Annotated in this window: 12 protein-coding genes and 7 pseudogenes; 7 read left to right on the top strand and 12 right to left on the bottom strand. The window is 73.3% G+C overall.

Annotated elements, in window-relative coordinates; genetic code table 11:
* Positions 1-12 precede the first annotated feature (12 nt).
* Positions 13-753, top strand: a complete 741-nt coding sequence (locus BJF83_RS09720; RefSeq protein WP_075926028.1) for a bifunctional 2-polyprenyl-6-hydroxyphenol methylase/3-demethylubiquinol 3-O-methyltransferase UbiG — start codon at positions 13-15, stop codon at positions 751-753.
* A gap of 54 nt (positions 754-807) precedes the next feature.
* Here BJF83_RS09720 and BJF83_RS09715 read toward each other — a convergent pair whose 3' ends face one another.
* From BJF83_RS09715 to BJF83_RS09705, 3 genes are all read right to left on the bottom strand, one after another.
* Positions 808-1,077, bottom strand: coding sequence for a type II toxin-antitoxin system RelE/ParE family toxin (locus BJF83_RS09715; protein WP_075926027.1), 270 nt, complete (start codon positions 1,075-1,077; stop codon positions 808-810).
* On the bottom strand, positions 1,074-1,277 hold the full coding sequence (locus BJF83_RS09710; protein ID WP_075926026.1) for a hypothetical protein: 204 nt from the start codon (positions 1,275-1,277) through the stop codon (positions 1,074-1,076). The genes BJF83_RS09715 and BJF83_RS09710 overlap by 4 nt, the downstream gene beginning before the upstream one ends.
* A gap of 109 nt (positions 1,278-1,386) precedes the next feature.
* On the bottom strand, positions 1,387-1,863 hold the full coding sequence (locus tag BJF83_RS09705) for a DUF3291 domain-containing protein (RefSeq protein WP_075926025.1): 477 nt from the start codon (positions 1,861-1,863) through the stop codon (positions 1,387-1,389).
* Positions 1,864-1,984: 121 nt separating this feature from the next.
* On the opposite strand from BJF83_RS09705, the gene BJF83_RS09700 reads away from it, so the two are divergent.
* Complete coding sequence (locus BJF83_RS09700; RefSeq protein WP_083678473.1) at positions 1,985-3,460, top strand: PLP-dependent aminotransferase family protein; 1,476 nt, start codon at positions 1,985-1,987, stop codon at positions 3,458-3,460.
* Between the two features lie 171 nt (positions 3,461-3,631).
* Here the strand turns inward: BJF83_RS09700 and BJF83_RS09695 are convergent, their stop codons facing one another.
* Positions 3,632-4,243, bottom strand: a complete 612-nt coding sequence (locus BJF83_RS09695; protein ID WP_075926023.1) for a superoxide dismutase — start codon at positions 4,241-4,243, stop codon at positions 3,632-3,634.
* 489 nt (positions 4,244-4,732) lie between these two features.
* On the opposite strand from BJF83_RS09695, the gene BJF83_RS27845 reads away from it, so the two are divergent.
* From BJF83_RS27845 to BJF83_RS09675, 4 genes and pseudogenes are all read left to right on the top strand, one after another.
* Positions 4,733-5,062: a hypothetical protein gene (locus BJF83_RS27845; protein WP_075926022.1), complete on the top strand. Its 330-nt coding sequence runs from the start codon at positions 4,733-4,735 to the stop codon at positions 5,060-5,062.
* A 273-nt stretch (positions 5,063-5,335) separates the two neighbouring features.
* Positions 5,336-6,364 carry an O-methyltransferase gene (locus BJF83_RS09685; RefSeq protein ID WP_075926055.1) on the top strand — a complete coding sequence of 343 codons (1,029 nt, stop codon included), beginning with the start codon at positions 5,336-5,338 and terminating at the stop codon, positions 6,362-6,364.
* 67 nt (positions 6,365-6,431) lie between these two features.
* Positions 6,432-8,445, top strand: a pseudogene (locus BJF83_RS09680) (glycosyltransferase).
* Positions 8,442-10,097, top strand: a pseudogene (locus tag BJF83_RS09675) (glycosyltransferase). The pseudogenes BJF83_RS09680 and BJF83_RS09675 overlap by 4 nt, the downstream one beginning before the upstream one ends.
* Positions 10,098-10,150: 53 nt before the next feature.
* Here the strand turns inward: BJF83_RS09675 and BJF83_RS09670 are convergent.
* The 4 genes and pseudogenes from BJF83_RS09670 to BJF83_RS09655 all read right to left on the bottom strand — a co-directional run bounded on the left by BJF83_RS09670 (position 10,151) and on the right by BJF83_RS09655 (position 14,647).
* A complete protein-coding gene (locus BJF83_RS09670; protein ID WP_075926021.1) occupies positions 10,151-10,606 on the bottom strand; it encodes a MaoC family dehydratase in 456 nt (151 codons plus the stop codon).
* Between the two features lie 75 nt (positions 10,607-10,681).
* Positions 10,682-11,871 (bottom strand): annotated as a pseudogene (locus BJF83_RS09665) (enolase C-terminal domain-like protein).
* Between the two features lie 237 nt (positions 11,872-12,108).
* Positions 12,109-13,230, bottom strand: coding sequence for an alanine dehydrogenase (gene ald, locus BJF83_RS09660; RefSeq protein ID WP_075926020.1), 1,122 nt, complete (start codon positions 13,228-13,230; stop codon positions 12,109-12,111).
* 157 nt (positions 13,231-13,387) lie between these two features.
* On the bottom strand, positions 13,388-14,647 hold the full coding sequence (locus BJF83_RS09655; RefSeq protein WP_075926019.1) for an amidohydrolase family protein: 1,260 nt from the start codon (positions 14,645-14,647) through the stop codon (positions 13,388-13,390).
* Positions 14,648-15,014: 367 nt separating this feature from the next.
* Here BJF83_RS09655 and BJF83_RS09650 point away from each other — a divergent pair.
* Positions 15,015-17,162, top strand: a pseudogene (locus BJF83_RS09650) (cytochrome c oxidase assembly protein); the annotation flags it as partial.
* Between the two features lie 150 nt (positions 17,163-17,312).
* Here the strand turns inward: BJF83_RS09650 and BJF83_RS28855 are convergent.
* The 4 genes and pseudogenes from BJF83_RS28855 to BJF83_RS09630 form a co-directional block, all read right to left on the bottom strand.
* Positions 17,313-17,741 carry a hypothetical protein gene (locus tag BJF83_RS28855; protein ID WP_075926018.1) on the bottom strand — a complete coding sequence of 143 codons (429 nt, stop codon included), beginning with the start codon at positions 17,739-17,741 and terminating at the stop codon, positions 17,313-17,315.
* Between the two features lie 47 nt (positions 17,742-17,788).
* Positions 17,789-20,768, bottom strand: a pseudogene (locus BJF83_RS09640) (AAA family ATPase).
* Positions 20,768-21,924 (bottom strand): annotated as a pseudogene (locus BJF83_RS09635) (exonuclease SbcCD subunit D). Before BJF83_RS09635 ends, BJF83_RS09640 begins: the two co-directional pseudogenes overlap by 1 nt.
* 58 nt (positions 21,925-21,982) lie before the next feature.
* Positions 21,983-22,641, bottom strand: a pseudogene (locus BJF83_RS09630) (O-methyltransferase).
* Positions 22,642-22,746: the final 105 nt, after the last annotated feature.

Genomic DNA, 22,746 nt, shown 5'->3' with positions numbered 1-22,746 from the left:
ACCGTCGGCCGCATGGCTGACGAGTGCTTCGGACATCCGCGGCTCGCCGCGATCTACGACCTCCTCGACCCCGATCGCGGTGACCTCGACCCCTACGTCCGGTTGGCGGTCGAGTCCGGGGCGCGCCGGGTCCTCGACGTCGGCTGCGGGACGGGCGTCCTCGCACTCCTGTTGGCCGATCGCGGCGTGGAGGTCGTGGGCGTCGATCCGGCCCGGGCGTCGGTCGACGTCGCCCGGGCCAAACCGGGCGCCGGACGGGTGCGGTGGATCCACGGCGACGTGACGGCGCTGCCCCCGCTGACGGTCGACCTCGTGACGATGACCGCGAACGTCGCCCAGGCCGTCGTCGACCCGGGGACGTGGCGGACGACCCTGAGTGGGGCCCGCGACGCGCTGGCTCCCGGCGGGCGGCTGGTGTTCGAGACCCGTGATCCGGCCGCGCGCGCCTGGGAGGGGTGGAACCGCGCCGCCACGCGCCGGGTGACGATGCTCCCCGGGACCGGCGTCGTGGAGAGCTGGGTCGAGCTGGTGGACGTCCGGCTGCCCCTGGTGACGTTCCGGTGGACCTACGTGTTCGCCTCGGACGGGGAGGTGCTGACGTCGGACTCGACGCTGCGGTTCCGGGAGCGGAGCGAGGTCGAGGCGGATCTGGCCGCCCACGGCTTCGTGGTGGAGGACGTCCGTGACGCGCCCGACCGGCCGGGGAGGGAGCTGGTGTTCCTGGCCCGGTGTGCGGAGGCGCCACGGGACTGAGCCGGGACGGCTCCGGGGTCCGCGGGGTGACGGACGACCAAGCGGATGGATGGGCTACAGGTCGTCGTAGACCTGCCCAGGCGGCCCTGCCTTCAGTACCAGGACGAGGAGTATCCCGTCCTGGACCTCGTACCGGATACGGTACGCGCCGACGCGGATACGGTACAAGTTCAGCTTGCCCGGCTTGAGCTTGACGCATCCGTCCGGGCGAGGGTCATCGGCGAGCGCCTCGATCGCGGCTAGTACGCGCTCGCGGATCGGGCGGTCAAGCTTCTTGATCTGCTTGATGGCCTCGTTGTCGATCTCGACCCGGTATCGGCTCACCACTCCACCTCGGACAGCGGCGTGGTCTGCCGCACTCCGGCCCGGATCTCGTCGGCGATCCGGGCCGCTTCGGCGTCGTCCCGTTCCTCGATCAGTTCTTCGTAGTGCTTGACCCACGCGGCGGGGACGAGTACGTATCCGTCCAGGTTTCGGCCGACTCCGGGGCCGTCCTCGGGCGGCTCGACGGGCTGTGCGGTCATCTCTTCCCCCAGCATGGTGACTGCTACGCGTTGATTCCGGCCTGTGCTCTGATCATAGATGCGCGACGGCGGCCTGGGAGGGCTTTCACCGCGCGTTCGGACGCGGCGGTCAGGCCGGGGCGGGCACCGGGGAGCGCAGGGTGAAGGCCCGTCGGCCGGGGCCGTGCTTCCGCAGGTGGGCGGCGCGCCGCTCGGCGTCGTCGGCGGTCACGCCCGCGGCCCCCTCAGCGGACCACCACAGCGTCCGTTCCACGGTGGGGAACACCCCGGCCGTCGCGCGGAAGGACAGCAGGTCCGGGTGCGCGGCGTGCACGAAGGAGCGCAGGTCGGTGGGGGACCGCCAGAGCGCCACCACCCCGCGGTGTCCGTCCGGGCGGTCGACGTGGACCTCGCCCAGGTAGCCCGGACTGCCCTGGGCGCGGTCCCGCAGGGCCGCGACGAGCGTGTCCAGGCCCCGGTCACCGCCTGACGGCACCCCCAGGAGGAGGCTCTCCACCAGGACCGGGGCCCCGGGAACGCGGATCCGGCGGGCGTCGGACGCTCGGGTGCGCTGGTGCGGGATCGTGTGCGAGACGGCGGACGGCATCGGAACTCCCTCTGTGAATGGACTTGAAGTAAAGGGTCCATTTTGGCTCTGGTGGCCTGATGGGCTGTGGTGCCAGTATCGAGGGCGCGGGAGGCCCCCGATAGATCCAATGGAGTGGAAAATGGACTCTTCTCGTCAGGTGGACACGCTCGTGGACCGGCTCGGCGCCTGGGCCTCCGAACCCGGTCCCCTCTACGAGCGGCTCGCGGGCGCGCTGCGCGACCTCGTCACCGAGGGCACGCTCGTCGCGGGGGAGCGGCTGCCCTCCGAACGGGCGCTGGCCACCGCCCTGCGGATCAGCCGCACCACGGTCGTGTCGGCCTACGACGCCCTGCGCTCGGAGAACGTCCTGGACAGCAGGCAGGGCAGCGGCACCAGGGTCAGCGCCAGCGTCGGCCCCGTGCGCTCGGACGGGTGGGCGTCCGGCACGGTCGCCAATCCCATGTACCAGAACCTCCTGCGCGACACTCCGCGCGTCATCTCCGTGGCCTGCCTGCGCACCCCGGCGCTGGAGGTCGTGGAGGAGGCCGTCCGCGAGGTCGTCGACCGCGACCTGCCCGCGCTGATGGCCGAGGACACCTACCACCCCCGCGGACTCCCGGTGCTGCGCCAGGCGCTCGCCGACCGCTACACCGACCAGGGGCTGCCGACCACACCTGACCAGATCGTGGTCACCACCGGGGCCCACCAGGCCGTCGCCCTCGTCGCCCAGCTCTACCTGCGCGAAGGCTCACCGGTGGTCGCCGAGGACCCCGGTTTCGCGGGCTGCCTCGACCTCATGCGCGACCGGGGCGCCCACTTCCTCCCCGTCCGCGTCGACGACCACGGCATCGAACCGTTGCGCGTGCGCCGCGCGATCACCGAGCACGCCCCGCACCTGATCTACGTCATGCCCTCCTACCACAACCCCACCGGCACGCTCATGTCCGCGGCCCGCCGCCGTGAGCTGGGGGAGATGGTCGCCCGGTACGGCGTCCCCCTCCTGGAGGACAGCGCCTACACCGGGATCCGAGCCGAGGACGAGCCGCCGCCGATCGCCGCCTTCGCGCCGCGCGGGGCCGAGATCATCACCGTCGACTCGCTGAGCAAGGTCGGGTGGGCGGGGCTCCGGCTCGGCTGGCTGCGAGCGCCCACCGAGATCGCCATGCGGCTCAGCCGTCGCAAGGTTCTCGCGGACCTCGGCAGCCCCCTCCTGGATCAGGCGGTGGCCGTGCGTCTGCTGCCCCACTACGACCGCCTCGCCGCGGAGCGCTCCGCCCAACTGGTCAGGGCGCTGGACCGCATGGAGGGACTGCTGCGCGAGTCCATGCCCACGTGGGAGTGGCGGCGTCCCGCCGGCGGAGCCGCCCTGTGGGTGCGCCTGCCCGGCGTCAACGCGCGTGAGTTCGCCCAGGTCGCGCTCTGCCACGACGTGGAGCTGGTTCCCGGGCCGATGATGTCCTCCAGCGAGGACGACCGTTTCTCCGAGTACTTCCGCCTGCCCTTCGCCTACGACGATGCCACGAGCGAGGAGCTGGTCTGGCGGCTCAGCCAGGCGTGGCGCGAGCTGGACCGCCACGGGCCCGTCGTGGACGACCCGGTCCGCCTCGTGGTCTGAGCCCGCAGCGGCGGCCCGGGCCGCCGCTGCGGAACGGAGCGAGGGCGGCACCCCTGGTCGGGATGGTGCCGCCCCCCGCTGCGCCCGCGGCGCATGGTCCTGCTCGGACCCAGGTCGTGTGCCGCGGACGCATACCCTGCCGCGCGACCGGCAGCATCCACGGAACGCGTCCTAGAAGGACACCTCGCGGGCCCTGGCGAGGCGCTGCTGGACGTCGGCCCAGTTGACGACGTTCCAGAAGGCCTTCACGTAGTCGGCCTTCACGTTCTTGTACTGCAGGTAGAAGGCGTGCTCCCACATGTCCAGCATCAGCAGCGGGGTGGTGCTGTGCGGGATGTTGGCCTGCTGGTCGTACAGCTGCTCGATGATGAGGCGCTGGCCGAGCGGCTCGTAGGCGAGGATCGCCCAGCCCGAGCCCTGGATGCTGTTGGCCGCCGCGCCGAAGTGGGCGCGGAAGGCGTCGAAGGAGCCGAACTGGTCGTCGATCGCGGCGCCCAGTTCGCCCTCGGGCTTGTCGCCGCCGTCGGCGGACAGGTTCTGCCAGAAGATCGAGTGGTTGACGTGCCCGCCGAGGTGGAAGGCGAGGTTCTTCTCCAGCATGGGGATGGTGCCGAAGTTGCCGGACTCCCGGGCCTCCGCCATCTGCTCCAGCGCGGTGTTCGCACCGGCCACGTAGGCGGCGTGGTGCTTGGAGTGGTGGAGCTCCATGATCTGGCCCGAGATCCACGGCTCCAGGGCCGCGTAGTCGTAGGAGAGTTCGGGCAGCGTGTATGGCGCAGACATCTCTGACGCACCTTTCCAAAGACGCGATTCGTCGTGTTCACCAGCGATGGGATCGCTAGGCAGCAAGCTATCAGCCAGGGCGCCGGGGGCCCGATGTCGCTCTGTCTACACACCGGTACGGGAATAAACCCCGCCCTGGGGATGCGGGCGGCCGACCGTCGCTGACCGTGGGTGTCCGGTCGCCGTGACGTGTGGCGGCGGTCGGTGCTCCGCGAGCGGAGCCGCCGAGAGCGCGGTACCCCGCGGACGCGTGGTCGAATCATCACATCCTGGGTTGATTTCGCCCGTACGCCCGTGGTCATCTCCGTCCCGATCGCGGCACGGCCCCGCGGCGAAAACGGGACCCAGGGTTGGCTCCGCGTTCTCCGGCCATTCATCGGAGCGGTGTCACGGACAGCGACAATGCCACGTCGAAACCGCGTTTTTCGAACCCGACGCGTGCCCCGTTCGGTTGATGTCTCCCACGTGTGCTCAAGGGTCCTCTCACCCATGTCTGTCACCGTTCCCGGGGTCTTTGCCGCCGTGCCCCCGGTCGCCTCCCTCGCCACCCGGTCCGCCGTGCGCGCGGGTGCCGCGTTCCGTCCCGAGATCGAGGGTCTGCGCGCCGTCGCGGTGGTCCCCGTGGCCGTCCACCACGTCTGCTCGGCCGGGTCTCCGGCGGCGTCGACGTCTTCCTTGTCGTGGGCCCGCGCGACCCGCCGCGCCGCGACTTCGCGGGCGCCGAGTGCGTCGGGCACCGCTCTCCCGGCGAGCGCCGCCTACGCCCGCACCCTCGCGCCGATGATGGAGGAGGGACTGCTGGAGGCCACCGAATGGTGATACCGGGCGATGCCGGAGAATTCCAGACATCGGTTGAGCGGGATTTCGGTGATTGTCGGGTGAACAAACGGAGAATTGCTCGTTCTTCGCGTTTCGATTCGCCTTCAGACGGGCCCGGCATTCCGCCGAACCATTAGTGTCACAACCGCCGTCCGCCCTTTTTCCGCCTAAACTGGGAGAACGATCGGCGCCGGTCGTCCCGCGCGGCGCCGCGCCCTCGCGGACCCCCGTCCATCCCCCAGACCGTGTCAGAAACCCGTGGAGGTCGACACCATGCGCCTGCTCCGCCGCCGTTCGATCCGGATCCTCGCCGCCGTGTCCGCCGTGGCGGCGACGGCCACCCTGGCGGCGCTGGGGGCGCTCGGGCTCGTCACCGTGGCGGACGCGGTCCTCCTCACCGCGATGGCCGGGCTCGGGGGCCTGGTCTGCGTCCTGGGCCTCGGACTGATCCGCCTGCGCCGTTCCGTGCTGGCGCTGCCCGCGGCGGTGGCGGCGCACACGCACACGGTCACCGAGGCGCTGGGCAGGGACCGGCTGGAGCTCACCGCCGCCCTGGACGAGATCCGCGCGCGGGTCGACCGCGTGCACGCGCACGCCCTGCCCAAGGTCTCCAGGGAGATCCGCCACGCCGTCACCGTCCAGGGGCGCAACGACTACGAGCAGCAGGTCGCCTGGACCGAGCTGCGCGAGAACCTCGACACCGCCGCGTTCATGCCGCCGCTGCGCGGTTGGGCGGCCTCTCCGGACGTCCTGCGCGTGCTGGTCCGGCAGATCGACCTCCTGCGCCCCGGCCTCGTCGTGGAGTTCGGCAGCGGCGCCTCCAGCGTCTGGCTCGGGTACGCGCTGCGGCGGGCGGGCGGCGGCCGGCTCGTGGCCATCGAACACGACGCCCGATACGCCGAGCTCAGCCGCGAGCTGGTCGCCGCGCACGGCCTCGACGACATGATCGAGATCCGCCACGCCCCCCTCACCGAGGTCGAGTCCGTGCGGGTCCTGGTCGGGGACGAGACCGTCCGGACCGCCGACCGGTGGTACGACGCCTCGGTCCTGGCCGACCTGGACGGGATCGGCCTGGTCTTCGTCGACGGTCCGCCACAGGCCACCGGCCGCCACGCCCGCTACCCGGCCGTGCCCGCGGTGCTCCCTCACTGCACCGAGGACGCGGTCATCGTCCTGGACGACGCCGACCGCCCGGACGAGCGGGCCATCGGCGACCGCTGGCTCGCCGAACACCCCGAACTCCAGCGCAGCGAGGAGCACACGGAGAAGGGCACGCACGTGTTCACCCGCAAGGGCGCCTGACTCCGCCCCCGCCACCCGCGGAGGATCCCCCCTTTCCCGCCGCCGTTCACCGATCCGAGGTCAGCCGATGATCACCACCGCTCTCCGGAGAGCTCTGCGCATGCGCGGCCGCGAACCCGCCGTGCTGTGCCACACGGGCGCGCACGAGACCGCGCTCCCTCCGCTCGCCCGACTGCCGCTCGGGCCCGGGGACCGCCTCGTGGACCTGGACGCGCATCCGATGGGCGTGCGGGTCCGCGAGGGCGACCCGGAACGGGAGGTCGGGCTGGTCGCCGTCGTCGCGGCCACCCCCACCGACCTGAACCGGTCGCTCACGGTGAGCACCCACCTGCCGCGCGCCGTGCACGTGGTCGTCGCGCTCATGACCACCCCGGGGCACCAGGACCCGCCGCTCCCGGCCTCCCCGGGCATGGGCCAGTGGCGCGACCTCCAGGAGATGCGAATCCGCCGGTTCGACCGGCGCGGATGGCTCTGCGAGCTGTTCTTCCCCAACGCCGTCGACACCGCGCAGGTGCTCGACGCCCTCATGCAGGGGACCCGCGGGCGGCGCCGCGGACCGGCCCTCGCCCCCGTGGCCGTCCTCAACGGTCCCGAGGGCGCACTGTGGCGCCCGGGTGACACGGGCGCCAGCGGGGTGGAGGCGGCCGGGCCCGTCCCGCTGCGCCGGGTGACCCCCTACGGCGACGTCGCGCTCCGTGTGTCCGCCGACGGCGTCCCCCGGTGGGAGGACGCCGACGTCCCGGTTCTGGACCGGGACGTCACCGGCGCCGACGCGTGGTCGACGATCGTCGGGGACTCCGGACACGGCCGCGCCCGGCGGGTCAACGCGGTCGCCGCGGCTCCGTCGCAGGCGCGCGTGCACGCCGTCGCGCCGATCGACGAGACCACCGTCAACCCCGTGGGGTTCACCAGGTCCGCGAACGGACCCCTGGGCGACCTCACCGTGCACGGCGGCCGCGCAGTCGTCCGCGAGGAGGGGAAGAACCTCGTCACGGTGGGCGCGGACGGGACGGTCACCGACGTCGACCTGTCCCGGCTGCGGCACCTGCGCGGCGTCCGCGTGGACTGGTCGGGGCACGCCGGGCCCAGCGCGGCCGTGCGTGCCGTCGCCTCGCTCGCCGCCGGCGGAGTCCCCCTGGTCAGCGGCCCCGTTCCGACCTGGGCAGCCGGACTGGGCGACCCGCTGACCGACCTCGTGACCGAGGCCGCGGAGGCGGACCTGGCCGACCAGCTGCGGCGCGAGGAGTACAGCGTCCGGCTGCGCCGCGCGGCGTTGCGCACGCACGGCCACCGCGCCCGGTGGCGCGCGCTGGCCGTCCAGGCGAGCGTCCCGCTGCCCCCGGAGCCGACGGTCTCGGTCATCCTGTGCACACGGCGTCCGGAGATGGTCGGCTTCGCGCTCGCCCAGGTCGCCCGGCAGCGCGGGGTGGACGTCGAGGTCGTGCTGACCCTGCACGGCTTCCCGGCGTCCCGGGTCGCCTCGGCGGTGGCCGACTTCAGGGCCACCGGCACCCCCCTCATCGTGCACGAGGCCGACGCGACCAGATCTTCGGCACCGTGCTCAACGACGCCGTCGCCCGGACCTCCGGCGACCTCGTCTCCAAGTGGGACGACGACGACTGGTACGGCCCCGACCATCTGGCCGACCTGGTCCTGGCGCGTACCTACTCCGGCGCCGAGCTGGTCGCGTCGGACAGGACTTCGTGTACCTCCAGGAGCTGGACGTGACGGTCTGGCGCAGTCGCACATCCGAGGCCAACACCCGCTTCATCGCCGGGGGCACCATCCTCACCGACCGCGCGGTCCTGGAGGAGACCGGTGGCTTCCGGCCGCTGCCCCGGGCGATCGACACCCAACTCCTCATCGCCGTCATCCGAGGCGGCGGACGCGTCTACCGCGCCCACGGACTCGGGTACGTCCTCCGCCGCACCGGCGGCGGGCACACGTGGTCCGAGGACATGGGTTTCTTCCTGCACGACCACACACGACAGTGGTTCGGCTGGCGTCCGAGCGCCCTCCTGGAGGGCGAACCGTCTCCTCTCGGCCAGCCCGCCACCGAGTACACGGGGGGACTCCGTTGAGCACACTGGACACCGGCCTGGGGCCGGACGCCGACGCATCCGGATCCGGGGACGGCCTGCCGCGCGGCGGACCCGACCCCGCGCACCAGCCGCGCCTGACGCGCAATGACTACTCGGCGCTCGCGCCGCCGGCTCTGGGCGCGTGGACGCCGACGCTGTCGGTGAGCGTCGTGATTCCCGCGCACGGTGGTCCGGAGAAGCTGGCGCTGGTGTTGGCCGCCTTGGCGGGGCAGAGCTATCCGGCGCGCTGACGGAGGTGGTGGTTGTCGACGACGGCAGTCCGGAGCCGCTCGTCCTGCCCGAGCTGCGCCCGGAGAACACGCGGCTGATCAGGTCGGCCGTGGGGGGGTGGGGGTCGGCGCACGCGGTCAACACCGGTGTGGCCGCCTCTTCCGGTCAGGTCATCCTCCGGTTGGACGCGGACATGGTGGTGTACCGCGAGCACGTGGAGTCGCAGATGCGCTGGCACCACCTGCTGGACTACGGGGTGGCCATGGGGCACAAGCTCTTCGTCGACTTCGACCCAACGGCCATGACGCCCGAGCACGTCCACGGACAGGTGCGCCAGGGGCGTGCCGACACCCTGTTCGACCGCGCGAGCGCCGATCCGCACTGGGTGGAGAAGCCGATCGCCGACCACGACCGGCTGCGCGAGGCCGACCACCAGGCCTACCGGGTCTTCACCGGCGCGACGGGGTCGCTGCACCGGAGCCTGTTCGAGGCGGCCGGGGGTATGGACGCCGACCTGGTGCTGGGCGGTGACACCGAGTTCGCCTACCGGGTGTCCCAGCAGGGGGCCGTGTTCATCCCGGACCTGGACACGAGCAGCTGGCACCTGGGCCGCTCGCAGATGCAGACCCGCCGCGACGCGGGTATGCGGTTCCGGTCGCCGTACGTCGCCAACCGGGTGCCCGACTTCCGACTGCGCCGCAAGCGTCCCGACCGCGTGTGGGAGGTGCCCTTCGCCGACGTGGTCCTGGACGTGGACGGCCACACCCTGGAGGACGTCGACACCACCGCCTCGTCCCTGCTCGACGGGACCACGCCCGACGTCCGCCTGTGGCTGCGCGGACCCTGGAGCGTGCTGACCGGTGAACGGCGCTCACCGCTGGACGAGGAGCGCCTGGACCTGCGCCTGGTCCGGGAGACGTTCCGAGGCGACCCCCGCGTCCGCTTCGTGGAGCGCGCGCCCGAACCCGACCACCGGGTTCCGTTCGCCCTGCGGGTTCCGGTCGGGCCGAAGCTGACGTCGACCGCCGTGGCCGACCTGGTGGAGACCCTGAACAAGCGCCGGGCCGGACTCTGGGCGTGCCGCTTCCCGGCGCGACCCGGGTCGACGACGGAGTGCTGCGGTTGGAACGCGCCACCGCCTTCTCCCGGGCACGGCACCTGGACCCCGAAGCGACCGGGAAGGAGCTGGACCGCCTGGTCGAGCAGGTGCACGGCACGCACTGGATGCCCGGCGAGGAGTTCGTCGTCCCCGTCGGCGACGAGTCGCCGACGCCTGGGCGACCGGAGAAGCTCCGCGCCGAACTGGACCGGGCGCTGGCGGACGTCGACCGGCTGCGGGCACGGGCCAAACGCGCCGAACGCAGCTGCGCTGGTTCACTCCGGGTCTGACCGGCCGCGTTCTGCGCCGGATCGCGCGGTGAGATCGCCTGACCACGCCAAGCGCAGGGCCCGCCGCGCGCGCCGTCCGGCGGCCCTACGCGACCCACAGGCCCAGGGAGTCGGCCACGAGCGCGGGCCGCTCCGCACCCTCGATCTCCACGGTGTGGGCCAGGGTGACGAGCACGCCCTTGGGCGTCTGGCGCACATCGGACAGGACGACCCCGTCCCGGATGCGCGAGCCCACGGTGACGGGTTGGAGGAAACGCACCCGGTCCAGCCCGTAGTTGATGGACATGGTCGGCTTGCGCGTCACCGAGATGACGCGAGGGGCGAAGTAGGCGAGCATGGACAGCGACAGGTATCCGTGGGCGATGGTGGCGCCGAACGGACCCGCCGCGGCGCGCTCCGGGTCGACGTGGATCCACTGGTGGTCGCCGGTCGCGTCGGCGAACAGGTCGACGCGGTCCTGGTCGATCTCGATCCAGTCGGTGTGGCCGAGGTGCTCGCCCGCGGCGGCGGCCACCTCGTCGATGTCGGCGAAAACGCGCACGGCGCCTCCTGGCGGTCGGGTCCGGTGATCGGGGGGAGGCCGGACGGTGCGCCCACTCTACCTAACGCTGTTCGGTTAAGGGTTGGCGGCATCCGAACGGCCGGGCCCGCGCGGCCGCTCCGCCCGGCGCGCCCCGCGCCCCTCACGGCGGTCCACCGTGAGCTCGCGCACCCCCCGGGCGTCCACCACCACCGCGTGCGTCGTTCGTTCGGCCACCGTCGCCCGGTCCACGCCGTGCCCCAGACCGCTCTCCGTCAACGGCACCGGGAGCACTCCGTCGTGCGCCCGAACCGGAGGAAATACCAGGTCACGCCCTCGGGACCCGGCGGGAGGAGCTTCCACCGGAAGGGCGGCGCCCGACAGCGACGCCAGCGCGACGGTCGCCGCGCGGCCGACACCCGTCACCGCGGAGGAACCGCACCAGACCCGCCAACCGGCGTCCACGGCCCGGTCCACGGCACGGCGGGCGGGCGTCAGGCCGCCCAGTCGGGACGGGTCCACGTTCACCGCTCCACCGGCTTCCGCGCGGATCGCCTCGCTGAGGTCCTCCACCGAACCCAGCGAACGGTACAGCGCCACCGGGGTCCGGGCCGTCGCCGCGAACCGCGCGTGGGCGCGCAGGTCGTCGGGGGCGAAGGGATCCTCGATGGCGAGCAGGTCCAGGTCGTCCAACACGCGCAGGGCGTCGAGGTCGGCGGGGTCCTCGGTGTAGCGTCCGCCCGCGTCCACCTGGAGCACCAGGAACGGGAACGCGGCGCGCACGGCGTGCACCACGTCTGAGTCCCATCCGGGGCCGACCGAGAGTCTGATCCGGCGAAAGCCGCCCCCACCTGCCGGTTCACCTCGGTCACCAGGGACTCCACGGTGGCCTGGGGCGGCAGCGTCACCCCGGCGGTCAGCGCGGTCCGCTCCCCGCCCAGGGCGTGCGCCAACGGCGTTCCCCGCTGGTGGCTCCACAGGTCCCAGCACGCGGTGTCCAGGGCGCCGACCACCGCGGGGTCCCACGGCAGGTCGGCCCAGGCCTCGCCCACCTCGGTCGGGCGTCGCCACAGGTGGTCGAGCAGGGCCGGGGCGAAGGACCCGGCCAGACCGTCCCACTGCGCGGGGGTCGCGCACGGGATCTCGCCCCAGCCGCTGATCCCCTCGCCGTCGGCCACGCGTACCAGGACCGGACCACCGGCGCCGCGCCCCCCGGACGGGGCGCGCAGCCGGACCAGTTCGACTTCGACGATCCTGGTCACGGTCGCCGATCCGGTGTGTGCCACGCTCTCCCACCTCGGTGTCTGGTCTCCCGCCGGGCCGGGAAGCTTCGGTCGGCCCTGGTCTGTCGATTCGACGGTACCCGCGCCCGACCGGACCGACCACCCCGACCGGCGCGGCGAGTACCTCCTGATCGGCCCGGTGGTCGCCCCCGGCACACGCCGAGGGGCCGACCGCCCCGACGCGCGCCGGGGCGGTCGGCCCCTGGGGCCCCTACCGGACGGGGCCCGTGGCGGGCCCGGTCAGCTCTGGGACAGGACGTCGTCCAGTTCGACGTTCTTGAGCCCGTGCGCCTCGGCGACCGGCGCGTAGACGACCTCACCGTCGAAGGTGTTCAGGCCGCCGGCCAGCGCGGCGTCGTCGCGCAGCGCCTGACGCCAGCCCCTGTCCGCCAGCGCCACGGCGTAGCGGAGGGTGTCCTTGGTGAGGGCGTGCGTCGAGGTGTTCGGCACGGCGCCCGGCATGTTCGCCACGCAGTAGAACACGGTGCCGTGCACGGTGAAGGTCGGGTCGGCGTGCGTGGTGGGGCGCGAGTCCTCGAAGCAGCCACCCTGGTCGATCGCGATGTCCACCAGGACCGCGCCCGGACGCATACGCGAGACGAGCTCGTTCGAGATGAGCTTGGGGGCCTTGGCGCCCGGCACCAGGACGGCGCCGATCACCATGTCCGACTCCAGGACCGACCGCTCCAGCTCGAAGGCGTTGGACACGACGGTCTTGACTTGGCCCCGGTACAGCGCGTCGACGTGACGCAGCTTGTTGACGTTGAGGTCCAGGACGGTCACGTCCGCGCCCATGCCCACGGCGATCTGGGTCGCGTTCAGACCGGACACGCCCGCGCCGATCACGGTGACGCGCGCAGGACGCACACCGGGGACGCCGCCCATGAGGACGCCGCGGCCCCCGTTGGGGCGCTGGAGCGTCACGGAGCCGACCTGCGGCGCCAGGCGGCCCGCGACCTCGGACATCGGGGCCAGCAGGGGCAGCGAGCTGTCGGGGAGCTGCACGGTCTCGTAGGCGATACCGGTGACCCCGCGCTCCAGGAGTGCGTCGGTGCACGCGCGCGACGCGGCCAGGTGCAGGTAGGTGAAGAGGGTCTGGCCCGCCCGCATGCGGTGGTACTCGGCCGGGATCGGCTCCTTGACCTTGAGGATCAGGTCGCCGTAGCCCCACACCTCGTCGGCGGTGTCGAGGATGGCGGCTCCCGCGGCCAGGTACTCCTCGTCGGTGATGGAGGAGCCCACGCCCGCGTCGCGCTCCACGGCCACGTCGTGGCCCCGGCGGACCAGCTCGTGTACTCCTGCGGGGGTGATGGCCACCCGGTACTCGTGGTTCTTGATCTCGCGGGGCACGCCGATGCGCACGGTTCCTCCAACTGGTATCTCCGTTGATATCCCCACTGTGACCTGGGACGGCACCGATTCGCCATCGGCAACATGCATGGCCGTGGGCGGCCTTGTTGACACCGTGTAAGGACAGTGTGTGGGGTGGGACACGGGCGCACGCGTGGGAGGGTCACGCTCAGACCGTCGGCTCTCCCCCGAAAACCGCCTCGGTGCGGGGCACGCGCCGGCCCAAGACCCACACCGGACCCACGGACCCCGTCAGCTCCCGGCCCGCGTACGGCCCAGGGTCCGTCGACGGCACGGCGACCCGGCGGCCGGGGTCGAAGGCGACCATGTCGGCGTCGCACCCCACCGCGATCCGCCCCTTGCCCACCAGCCCCAGCAACTCGGCCGGAGCGCCCGCCGTCCACCGGGCCAGGTCCGCCAACCCGCGGCCCCGCCCGCGTGCGGCCGTCCACAGCGCCGACAGGCTCCACTCCAGCGTGAACAGGCCGTGTGAGGGAAGGTGCCCCGACCCCACCGTGGTGATCGCCGACCCCCACGGTGAGGCCCCTTCGGCCAGCAGGGCGCTCCACAGGGCCTTGCGGTTGGCGGCCGACCGCAGCGGCGGGCGGCACACGTGCGACCACGGCTCCGCGCCCGGGGTCTCCGCCGACAGGCACAGGTAGTGCGGACAGGTCTGCGCGGTCAGTCCGACCCCGACCGACCCCGCCGCGGCCAGCAGCGCCGCGCACTCGGCCGCGGTGAAGGGGGACACGTGCGTGCGCGCCCCCGCCAGCCGCGCCGCCGCGACGACCCGCTCCATCCCGCGCCGCTCCGCCGTGGCCGGGCGCTGCTCCGCCGACACCGGGGGCGTGCCCAGTTCGGCGGCGTCCTCGGCGTGCACCACCAGCACGGTGTCCAGGGCGGCGAGCTCCACCATGGCCTTGCGCAGCTGGGAGTCGTTCAGGGCGGCCAGGTCCGGGGCGCCGCCGTCGGACAACGAACAGTGGAAGGCCACCGCCCCCGCCGCGCGCAGGTCGGCCAGGTCGAGGGGACCGCTGCCCTGGGTCACCCCGCCCAGGAAGTACACCGACACGCCCGAGCCCGCCGCCGCGCCCTGGTGCACTCGGAGAGAGTCCGCGCAGTTCACCGGGGGCCGTGCCGGTGCGGGAGCGGCGACCAGGGTGGTGACCCCGCCGCGCAGCGCGGCCCGGCCCGCCGCCCGGTAGCACGCGGCCAGGTCCCGGCCGGGCTCGTGGACGCCGGCGCCCACGTCGACCGCCCCCGGCACAAGGGCGACATCCTCCAGGTCGGTGGTCCCGCGCGCCCGCATCGGCGCGGCGTAATCGTCCACGGCCTCGATCCGGCCGTCGCGGATCCCGACGCTGAGCGCACCGACCCCCTCCGGCGTGACGACGCGCCTGGACCGGACCACACTGTCGAACTCGATCATGCTCGTCCCTTCGAAGGCTCGCGATCAGAGGGGCTGCGGGTCGCGGGCGCCGTGCGACGGCGGGGAACCGTGGGCACCCGGTGACGGAGGGACGTGGTTCCGCCTGGCCCCGAGCGTAGCGTGAAGAACCCCTCCGCAAGGGGAGAACGACGATTCCCCGCCTGGGAGGGCGCGGGCCGACGGCTGCCCGCGCGTCGCGGTTCCAGCTCGCACCACCCTGGGACGGCGCCGTGCGGGCGACGGTTTAACCTGGAGCGCGGTGTCCCCGTTCGGGCCCTTTCGGACCGCCCCCGGACAGCCGAGAGGCGGCCACCGCGGCCACCAGCGCTGGCCGGACATCAACGAGACGTCGACGACGGAGTGACGCGTGGCTCCTCCCGCACAGAACACGACCCCAGCCAGGGTCGACCGGGACGCACCCGGGACCCGACGCGTACCGCTCTTCGCCGGCGCGGCGGCGCTGCTGTGCGTCCTGGCCCTGATCCTGACCCTCATCCTTGGCGGAGCCGCCTTCCCCGTGCTCATCCCGGGGCTGCCCGACGCGGGCCAGGGCGTGCGCTGGGGCCTTCCCCTGGCCAAGGTGGTGATGGACGCCTCCGGGGTCCTGACCATCGGTCTCCTGCTGCTCGCCACGGTCCTGTTGCCCTCCGACAGGGGACGTCTGTCGGAGCAGGCGCAGTTCTACGTGCGGGGCGCCACGTGGGCGGCGCTGGCGTGGGCGGTCGCCGCCGTGTTCACCATGTACTTCCAGGCGTCGGAGTTCCTGGCCGTGTCCTTCGGCCAGGTCAGCGTCGACGAGGTCACCGCCTACGCGGGATCGGTCTCCGGCGGCGTCGCGCTGATGTTCGTCATCCTCATCACGACCGGCATCGCGCTGTTCGGCCGCACGGTCACCTCGGCCACCGGCGGCATCTGGCTGACCGTCGCCGCCCTGGCGGCCGTCACGCCCCCGGGCCTGACCGGCCACTCCGCCTCCTCGGGGGCGCACGAGCTGGCCGTGACGGCACTGGCCATGCACGTCATCGCCATCTCCGCGTGGGTCGGCGGTCTGGCCGCCGTGACCTACCACGTGATGCGCGTGGACGGACAGGACCCGGTGGTGGCGGTCGCCCGGTTCAGCCGACTGGCGCTGTGGCTGTTCACGGGCGTGGCGATCAGCGGCGTCGGCAGCGCTCTGGCCCGGCTCAACACCCTCGACGAGCTCGTCCTCACCGAGTACGGACTCATCATGGTCGTCAAGTTCACGCTCTTCTGCGTCCTCGGCGCGTTCGGGTACATGAACCGGCGGTACGCGCTCCGGAGGATCCACGCGGCGTCCGGCGGGCCCGGGGGAGCCTCGTTCCAGCGGTCGATGTTCCTGCTGGTGTCGGGGGTCGAGATCCTCATCATGGCCGCGGTCGTCGGCATCTCGGTCGGGCTCGGGCGGACCGCGCCCCCGCCGCCGCTGGAGAGCGAGGTCGACCCGGCCGCCGCGGTCCTCGGCTTCCCCGTGCCGCCGCCCATGGACGTGTGGAACCTGCTCACGCTGTGGCGCCCGGACCTGTTCTTCATCATGTTCGTCGCGGTCGCGGGCGGTCTGTACGGGGCGGCCGTGGTCCGGCTGCGGCGGCGCGGCGACACCTGGCCGGCCGGTCGCACCGTCTTCTTCGGACTGGGACTGCTGTCCATCGTCGTCACCCAGCTCAGCGGTTTCGCCACCTACGCCGCGGTGCTGTTCTCCTCGCACATGATCCAGCACATGATGCTGGCCATGCTCGCGCCGATCCTGCTGGTGCTGGGCGCTCCGGCCACCCTGGCGCTGCGCGCGCTCAAACCGGCCGCGCGCAGGGGGGACCGGGGGCCGCGCGAGTGGCTGGCCCTGTTCCTCAACAGCCGCTTCTCCAAGGTGGTGACGCACCCCGCGTTCGCCGCGCCGATGTTCGTGCTCAGCCCGTACGCGCTCTACTTCACACCGCTGTTCGGCGCGCTGATGAACGACCATCTCGGCCACATGTTCATGAGCGTGCACTTCCTGCTCTCGGGTTTCCTGTTCTACTGGATCATCGCGGGCGTGGACCCCGCGCCCCGGAAGGTCCCCTACCTGCTGCGCTTCCTGTTGCTGCTGCTGGTCATGGGCTTCCACGCGTTCTTCGGCATCGCGATCATGGAGCAGACCAGTCCCGTCGCCCCGGAGTTCTACGACCAGATCGAGATTCCCTGGCTGGAGAGCCGCCTGGAGGACCAGTACATGGGAGGTGGCGTGGCCTGGGCGCTGGGCGAGATCCCGACGCTGCTGGTCACCGTCGCCATGGTCCGGCAGTGGTTCCAGGACGACATGAAGCAGGAGCGGCGGCGTCAGCGGCACAGCGCCCGCGGCGGCTCCGACGACGCCGACATGGACGCCTACAACGCCTACCTCGCCGAACTGGACCGACGTTCGCGCGGTGCGACCGCGACGGTGAGCACGGGCGCGCCGCCCGGAGCGCGAAGCGGTACGGACGGCTCGCGCCCGCGGGGCCCGCCGGCGCCGAGAGGCGCGCCGCCGACCCGGACGAGGGCCCGGGGACCGACGGACGGAACTGACCGGCCGCGGCGTCCGGGATCGCCGCCGGGCCGGACGGGGCTGGGAGCGGGTCGGCCCTCAGACGCCGGTGGGGGGCGGGCCCCGCCCCCACCGGGGTTCGAGCTACACGGTCAGGGCCGCCACACCCGCACCCAGCAGTCCCACGGCCAGGCAGATCACCAGGCCCACGGCGACCACCGGCAGGGACGGCCGCAGGGCGGCGAGGGCGCCGGCCCCGCCCGCCGATGCCCCGCGGCGCACCGCCAGGGGCAGCAGGGTCATGTTCACGGCGCACACCACCACGGCCACGCAGACCGCCGTGGCGAACGCCGTCCAGAACCCCGCGCCGGCGGCGAGGACATTGGCCGCGGCGAGCGTCGGCAGCAGCACGAGCAGCACCACCGAGGCGGCGCCGAAGACCGTGCGCACACGCGATGAGGCGCCGTTGCCGCTGCCGGCGACGACGAGGAGAAGACCGATGAGGGCCGTCGTGACGACGGCGCCCCCGATTCCGAACACGGCGATGTTGACCAGCGAATTCACGCTGGCCATTGTCGCACCGCCGCCGGGGCGGGCCCAGCCGGGGTGGGCGCGCGCCCTCAGCCGACGTGCTCCACGCGCGATCCAGACGCGCCCTTGACCACCCGAAGCCGTGTGCTGACCCGATGCCGCAGGTCGGCGACGTGACTGACGACGCCCACCGCGCGGCCCCCGTCGCGCAGCCGGTCGAGCATGTCCAGCACCTCCTCCAGGGTGTCCTCGTCCAGCGTTCCGAAGCCCTCGTCCACGAACAGGGTGTCGATGTCGGTGCCGCCCGCCTCCGCGCTCGCCACGTCCCCCAGGCCCAGAGCGAGCGCCAGAGAGCTGAAGAAGGTCTCACCGCCGGACAGGGTGGCGGGGTCGCGCTCCACACCCGTCCAGGCGTCCACGACCCGCATGCCCAGCCCGCCAGCCGAACGCGCCCGCCCGTCGCCCGCCGCCTTGTCCACCGTGTACCGCAGCTCGTACCGGCCGTCCGACATCGTGCGCAGGCGGTCGTTGGCCGCCGCCACCACCCGTTCGAGCCGTGCGGCCAGGACGTAGGCGGACAGGCGGACGCCGTCGGCGTTGTCGGCTGAGGTCCCCGCGGTGAGGGACCGCATGCCCTCGGCCACGGCGTAGCGGCGCAGGACCGGCTCGCACCCGGCCAGCGCCCGGTCGAGGTCGTCGCGCAGGGCGGCCAGTCGGCGGGCGCGCTCCTCCAGCATGCTCCGCCAGGCCACGGCGTGGTCGGCGGCGGCCGAGGCGTGCTCGGCCGCACCGGACAGGGACTCCAGGTCGGGTGTGGGGGCGGCACCGGCCGCGACCAGGTCGGGGTCGGCCAGGGCCGCCGCCACCGCAGCCCGGTCGTCGTCGTGGGAACGCGCGCGTTCGCGCAGCTCGCGCCGCAGGGGTTCGTCGAGCGCGGACTCCCAGACCTGGGCCTCGGTGGCGAAGCGGGCGTCCGCTCGGTGCCGTTCGGCCTCGGACTCTGCCCTCCGCAACTCCTCGCCCGCGCGGTCGCGGGCCCGCACCGCGTCCGCCGCGGACCGCACCAGGTCCGCCTCGCGGGTCAGGCGGACGATCCGCTCGTCGATGCCCGCGTCCTCGCCGCGCGCGGCGTCCAGCAGCTCCGTCAGCCGGGCGTGCTCGGCGACCGCGTTGGCCCGGTCCGTCTCGACCTCGGTCACCAGCCGGGCGAGTTCGCCCTCCCTGGCCCTGGACCGGTCGAGGTCGGCGCTGAGCTGCTCCAGGGTCTCCTCCAGCCGGTGCGCCTCCGCGGCGGCGCGCCCGCGTCCTCCAGGGCGCGGGTGCGGTCGACGACCTCCCTCCGGGCGGCCTCGACCGTGCGCCCCTCTGCGCGCTCCAGTGCGGCGGAACTCCGCTCCCGCAGCGCGGTGACGGTGTTCGCGGCCTCGCCGCGGCGGGCGTCGGCGTCGGCGGCGGCGGCCTGGGCGGCCTTCTCCTCCTCGGCGGAGACCAACCCCCGCGCGCTGGGCCGCGCGGGCGCGGGGTGCTCCAGCGACCCGCACACCGCGCACGGGCTCCCGTCGGCGAGCTGGCCCGCCAGTTCGGCCGCCATGTACCTGATCCGCCGTTCGCGCAGGGCGAGCGCGTGGTCGTGGGCGCTTTGGGCGGTGTCGACGGCCGCGCGGAGACGGTCCTCGGCCTCGACGAGCCGTCCGCCCAGGAGCTCGTACAGGTCAGCGGCGTCCCGGCGCCGCTCGGCCGCGGCCAACGCCGTCTCGGCGGCCTCCACCCGGTTCGCCAGGTCCCGCACCTGGCGCAGTTCACCGGTCACGTTCTCCACCTGGGGCGGCAGGGACGTGATCCGTTCCCGGACGTCGTCGAGTTCACCCCGCACACCGTCGAGGCGGTCGGTGAACGCGGTGATGGACCGACCGAGCGAGGCACGGCGCTCGGCGTCGCCGCGCAGCAGGTCCAGGCGGGCGCGTTCGTCGCGGCGCTCGCGCTCGGCGCGGTCCAGGACGGGCAGCGGGTCCGGGCCCGGGCCCCCGACACCGGGCAGCCCGGCCACCAGGGAGGTCCGTTCGGCGACGGCGAGCCCGGCCTTGTCGAGTTCGGCGCGGCGCTGCTCGCGAACGCGCAGGACGGGGAGCACCGACGCGGCCCGTTCGGCGGCGGCCAGCCTGACCTCGATCCGCGCGCGCTCCTCGGCGCCCCCGGCGAGTTCCTCCTGGCGGCGTCGGGCGGCGGCCAACCGGTCCTGGCGCGCGGCGACCGCCCGGCCCGCGTCCAGGCGTCCTGCGCCCGGTCGCGGAGGCCGACGGTCCCGGCGGCCACGGCGGCGGCGTCCCGGGCGGTCGCCGCGGTGACCGAAGCGAGCTCGGCCGCCCACGCCGAGAGTTCCTCCGGCGGTTCCGGTGCGGGGGACCTGCCGACCTCGCTGATCCGCCCGGCCACGGCGCGCACCCGTTCGTTGGCGGACTCCACCTCCAGACGAAGGCGGTTGGCGTGCCCCCTGAACCATTCCTCGACGTCCCGGAAGACACGGGTGCTGAAGATGCGCTCCAGGGACTCGCGGCGGTCCTCGGCCCTGGCGCGCAGGAACCGCGCGAAGTCCCCCTGGGGCAACAGGGCGACCTGGCAGAACTGGTCGAGGGTGAGGCCGAGGAGGTCGCCGACGAACTGCCCGGCCTCGTCGGGGCGGGTGGTGACGCCCTCCCAGCGGCCGTCGACGCGTTCGGTCACCACCACCTTGGCGTTCTCGGTCCGGGTCCCGGTGCCGCGCTTCTTTGGCCGTTCCCAGCGCGGACGCCGCTCGATCCGCACGCGTCTGCCCCGGATCGTGCACTCCAGGGCGACCTCGGGGACGCGGTCGACCGGGGCATGGTCGCTCTTGGGGGAGCGGTCGTCGCGACGCGCTCCGGGCACCCTGCCGTAGAGGGCGAAGCACACGGCGTCCAGAACGGAGGTCTTGCCCGCGCCCGTGGGCCCGTGGATGAGGAACAGGCCGCCCGCGCTGAGGCGGTCGAAGTCGACGTGTTCGGTTCCCGCGAAGGGGCCGAACGCCTGGACCGAGAGCGCGTGCAGCCGCATCAGCGCGTCCCCTCCTGGATCCGGACCCGTTCGACCGCCGTGGTGACGAGCTCGGCCTCCTCCGGGGTGGCGGGGGCGCCGCGGACCCACTCCACGAAGTCGGTCACCACCTCCCGTTCGTCGCGGTCGCGACGGCGGCGGCCACGGGGCGGGTCCCGGGAGTGCCGCCCTCGGGGGCGAAGTCCAGCAGCAGGGTGTGCGGGAAGCGCTCGCGGAGCCGGTCCATCGGGTGGGCGGGGCGGCGGTGGTCGGTGAGGGTGACCTGGAGCCAGTGACCGGTGTAGGCGTCCCACTCGGGTCGGGACAGCAGGTCGTCGATGCGTCCCCGGATCCTGGCGAGCGGACGGGGGACCGGAGCGGGCACAAACTCGGCGCCGGCCAGGCCGTCGGCGTCCAGGTCGACCAGCCAGTAGCCCTTGACGTGCCGTTCCTCCGAGAAGGAGTAGGCGAGCGGGCTCCCCGAGTAGCGCACCGACGGGGTGATGGTCTGGCGGCCGTGCAGGTGGCCGAGGGCGACGTAGTCGACGCCGTCGTAGATCGACGCGGGAACGTGGGCGGCCCCGCCCACGGCGATGTCGCGCTCGCTGTCGGAGGGCTCGCCGCCGGTGACGAAGGCGTGCGCGAGGACGACCGAGCGGGTTCCGGGTCGCCCGGCGAGGTCGGCGCGGACCAGGTCCATGGCGTGCCCGATCGCCGCGGGGTGGCCGCGTTCGGGCAGGTTCCAGTGGTGGCGGGCGATCTCCGGCTCCAGGTAGGGGATGCCGTAGAAGGCGACGGGGCCATGGTCGTCGTCGATGACCACCGGGGCGCCGACTCCGTCCAGGGAGCTGCGCAGGTGGACGCCGGAGGCGTCGATGAGGTCCGTGGCGAAGGCCATGCGGGCCATCGAGTCGTGGTTGCCGCTGATGAGGACCGCGCGCGCTCCGGTCGCGCGGATCCGGCTGAGGGCCCGGTCGAACAGACGGACCGCGTCCACCGGGGGGAGCGCGCGGTCGTAGAGGTCGCCGGCGACCGCGACGACGTCCACGCGGTGCGAGGCGACGGTGTCGACGAGGTGGTCGAGGAAGACCGCCTGGGCGTCGATGAGGTTCTCCCGGTGGAACGAGCGTCCCAGGTGCCAGTCCGATGTGTGCAGCAGGCGCATGGAACTGGACATTACCGAAGGTGCGGGCGTGTCCGCCGGGAGAACCGGTCAACCCGTGGACGACGGGGCGTCAGCGCTTCCTGGCGAGAGTGAGGCCGTCGCCGATGGGCAGCAGGACCTGGCTGACGCGGTCGTCGGCGACGAGGTGGTCGTTGAAGTCGCGGATGCCCTGGACGGAGGCGTCGGTGTTGCCGGGGTCGACGACGCGTCCGTGGGAGAGCGTGTTGTCGGCAAGGAGGAGGCCTCCCGGGCGCATGCGGGGGACGAGCTCCTCCCAGTAGCCGACGTAGCCGGGCTTGTCGGCGTCCAGGAAGGCGACGTCGAACATCGGCTCCCGGGGCAGGGCGCGCAGGGTGTCCAGGGCCGGTCCCAGTTTGAGGGTGATCCGGTCGGCGACCTCGGCGCGCTCCCAGTAGCGGCGGGCCAGGGCCGTCCACTCCTCGCTGATGTCGCAGGCCAGGAGGGTGCCGTCGGCGGGGATGCCGCGGGCCAGGCAGATGGAGGAGTAGCCGGTGAAGGTGCCGACCTCCACGACGTCGCGCGCGCGACCGCCTGCGTGAGAAGGGTCATGAACGCGCCCTGTTCCGGGCCGATCTGCATGACCGAGAACCGGGGGAAGAGACGTTCGGTCTCCGCGGCCAGGTCGGTGAGGACGGCGTCGGCCGGCTCGCTGCGGGCGACGAGGTAGGAGTGTAGTTCCGGGGTGATGGTCTCCGTGGATCGAGTCACGGGAGCAACCCTAGACGAGTCTTTCCGAACACGTTCAGTGGTCGTAGGCGGTCAGTGAACGGCTGACCGCCTGGCCGGTCTGGAAGTTGCGCCAGATCGCGGCCG

This window comes from Nocardiopsis sp. CNR-923 (assembly GCF_001942255.1).
In the GTDB taxonomy this organism is placed as follows: Bacteria; Actinomycetota; Actinomycetes; order Streptosporangiales; family Streptosporangiaceae; genus Nocardiopsis.
The sequence above is the reverse complement of the archived record's forward strand: the minus strand, read 5'-3'. Positions and strand labels throughout refer to the sequence as shown.

Coding starts and splice junctions, on each gene's coding strand:
- BJF83_RS09720 (WP_075926028.1), top strand. CDS start 13: ATGGCTGACGAGTGCTTCGGACATCCGCGGCTCGCCGCGATCTACGAC.
- BJF83_RS09710 (WP_075926026.1), bottom strand. CDS start 1,277: ATGACCGCACAGCCCGTCGAGCCGCCCGAGGACGGCCCCGGAGTCGGC.
- BJF83_RS09705 (WP_075926025.1), bottom strand. CDS start 1,863: ATGCCGTCCGCCGTCTCGCACACGATCCCGCACCAGCGCACCCGAGCG.
- BJF83_RS09700 (WP_083678473.1), top strand. CDS start 1,985: ATGGACTCTTCTCGTCAGGTGGACACGCTCGTGGACCGGCTCGGCGCC.
- BJF83_RS09695 (WP_075926023.1), bottom strand. CDS start 4,243: ATGTCTGCGCCATACACGCTGCCCGAACTCTCCTACGACTACGCGGCC.
- BJF83_RS27845 (WP_075926022.1), top strand. CDS start 4,733: ATGTCTGTCACCGTTCCCGGGGTCTTTGCCGCCGTGCCCCCGGTCGCC.
- BJF83_RS09685 (WP_075926055.1), top strand. CDS start 5,336: ATGCGCCTGCTCCGCCGCCGTTCGATCCGGATCCTCGCCGCCGTGTCC.
- BJF83_RS09655 (WP_075926019.1), bottom strand. CDS start 14,647: ATGATCGAGTTCGACAGTGTGGTCCGGTCCAGGCGCGTCGTCACGCCG.
- BJF83_RS28855 (WP_075926018.1), bottom strand. CDS start 17,741: ATGGCCAGCGTGAATTCGCTGGTCAACATCGCCGTGTTCGGAATCGGG.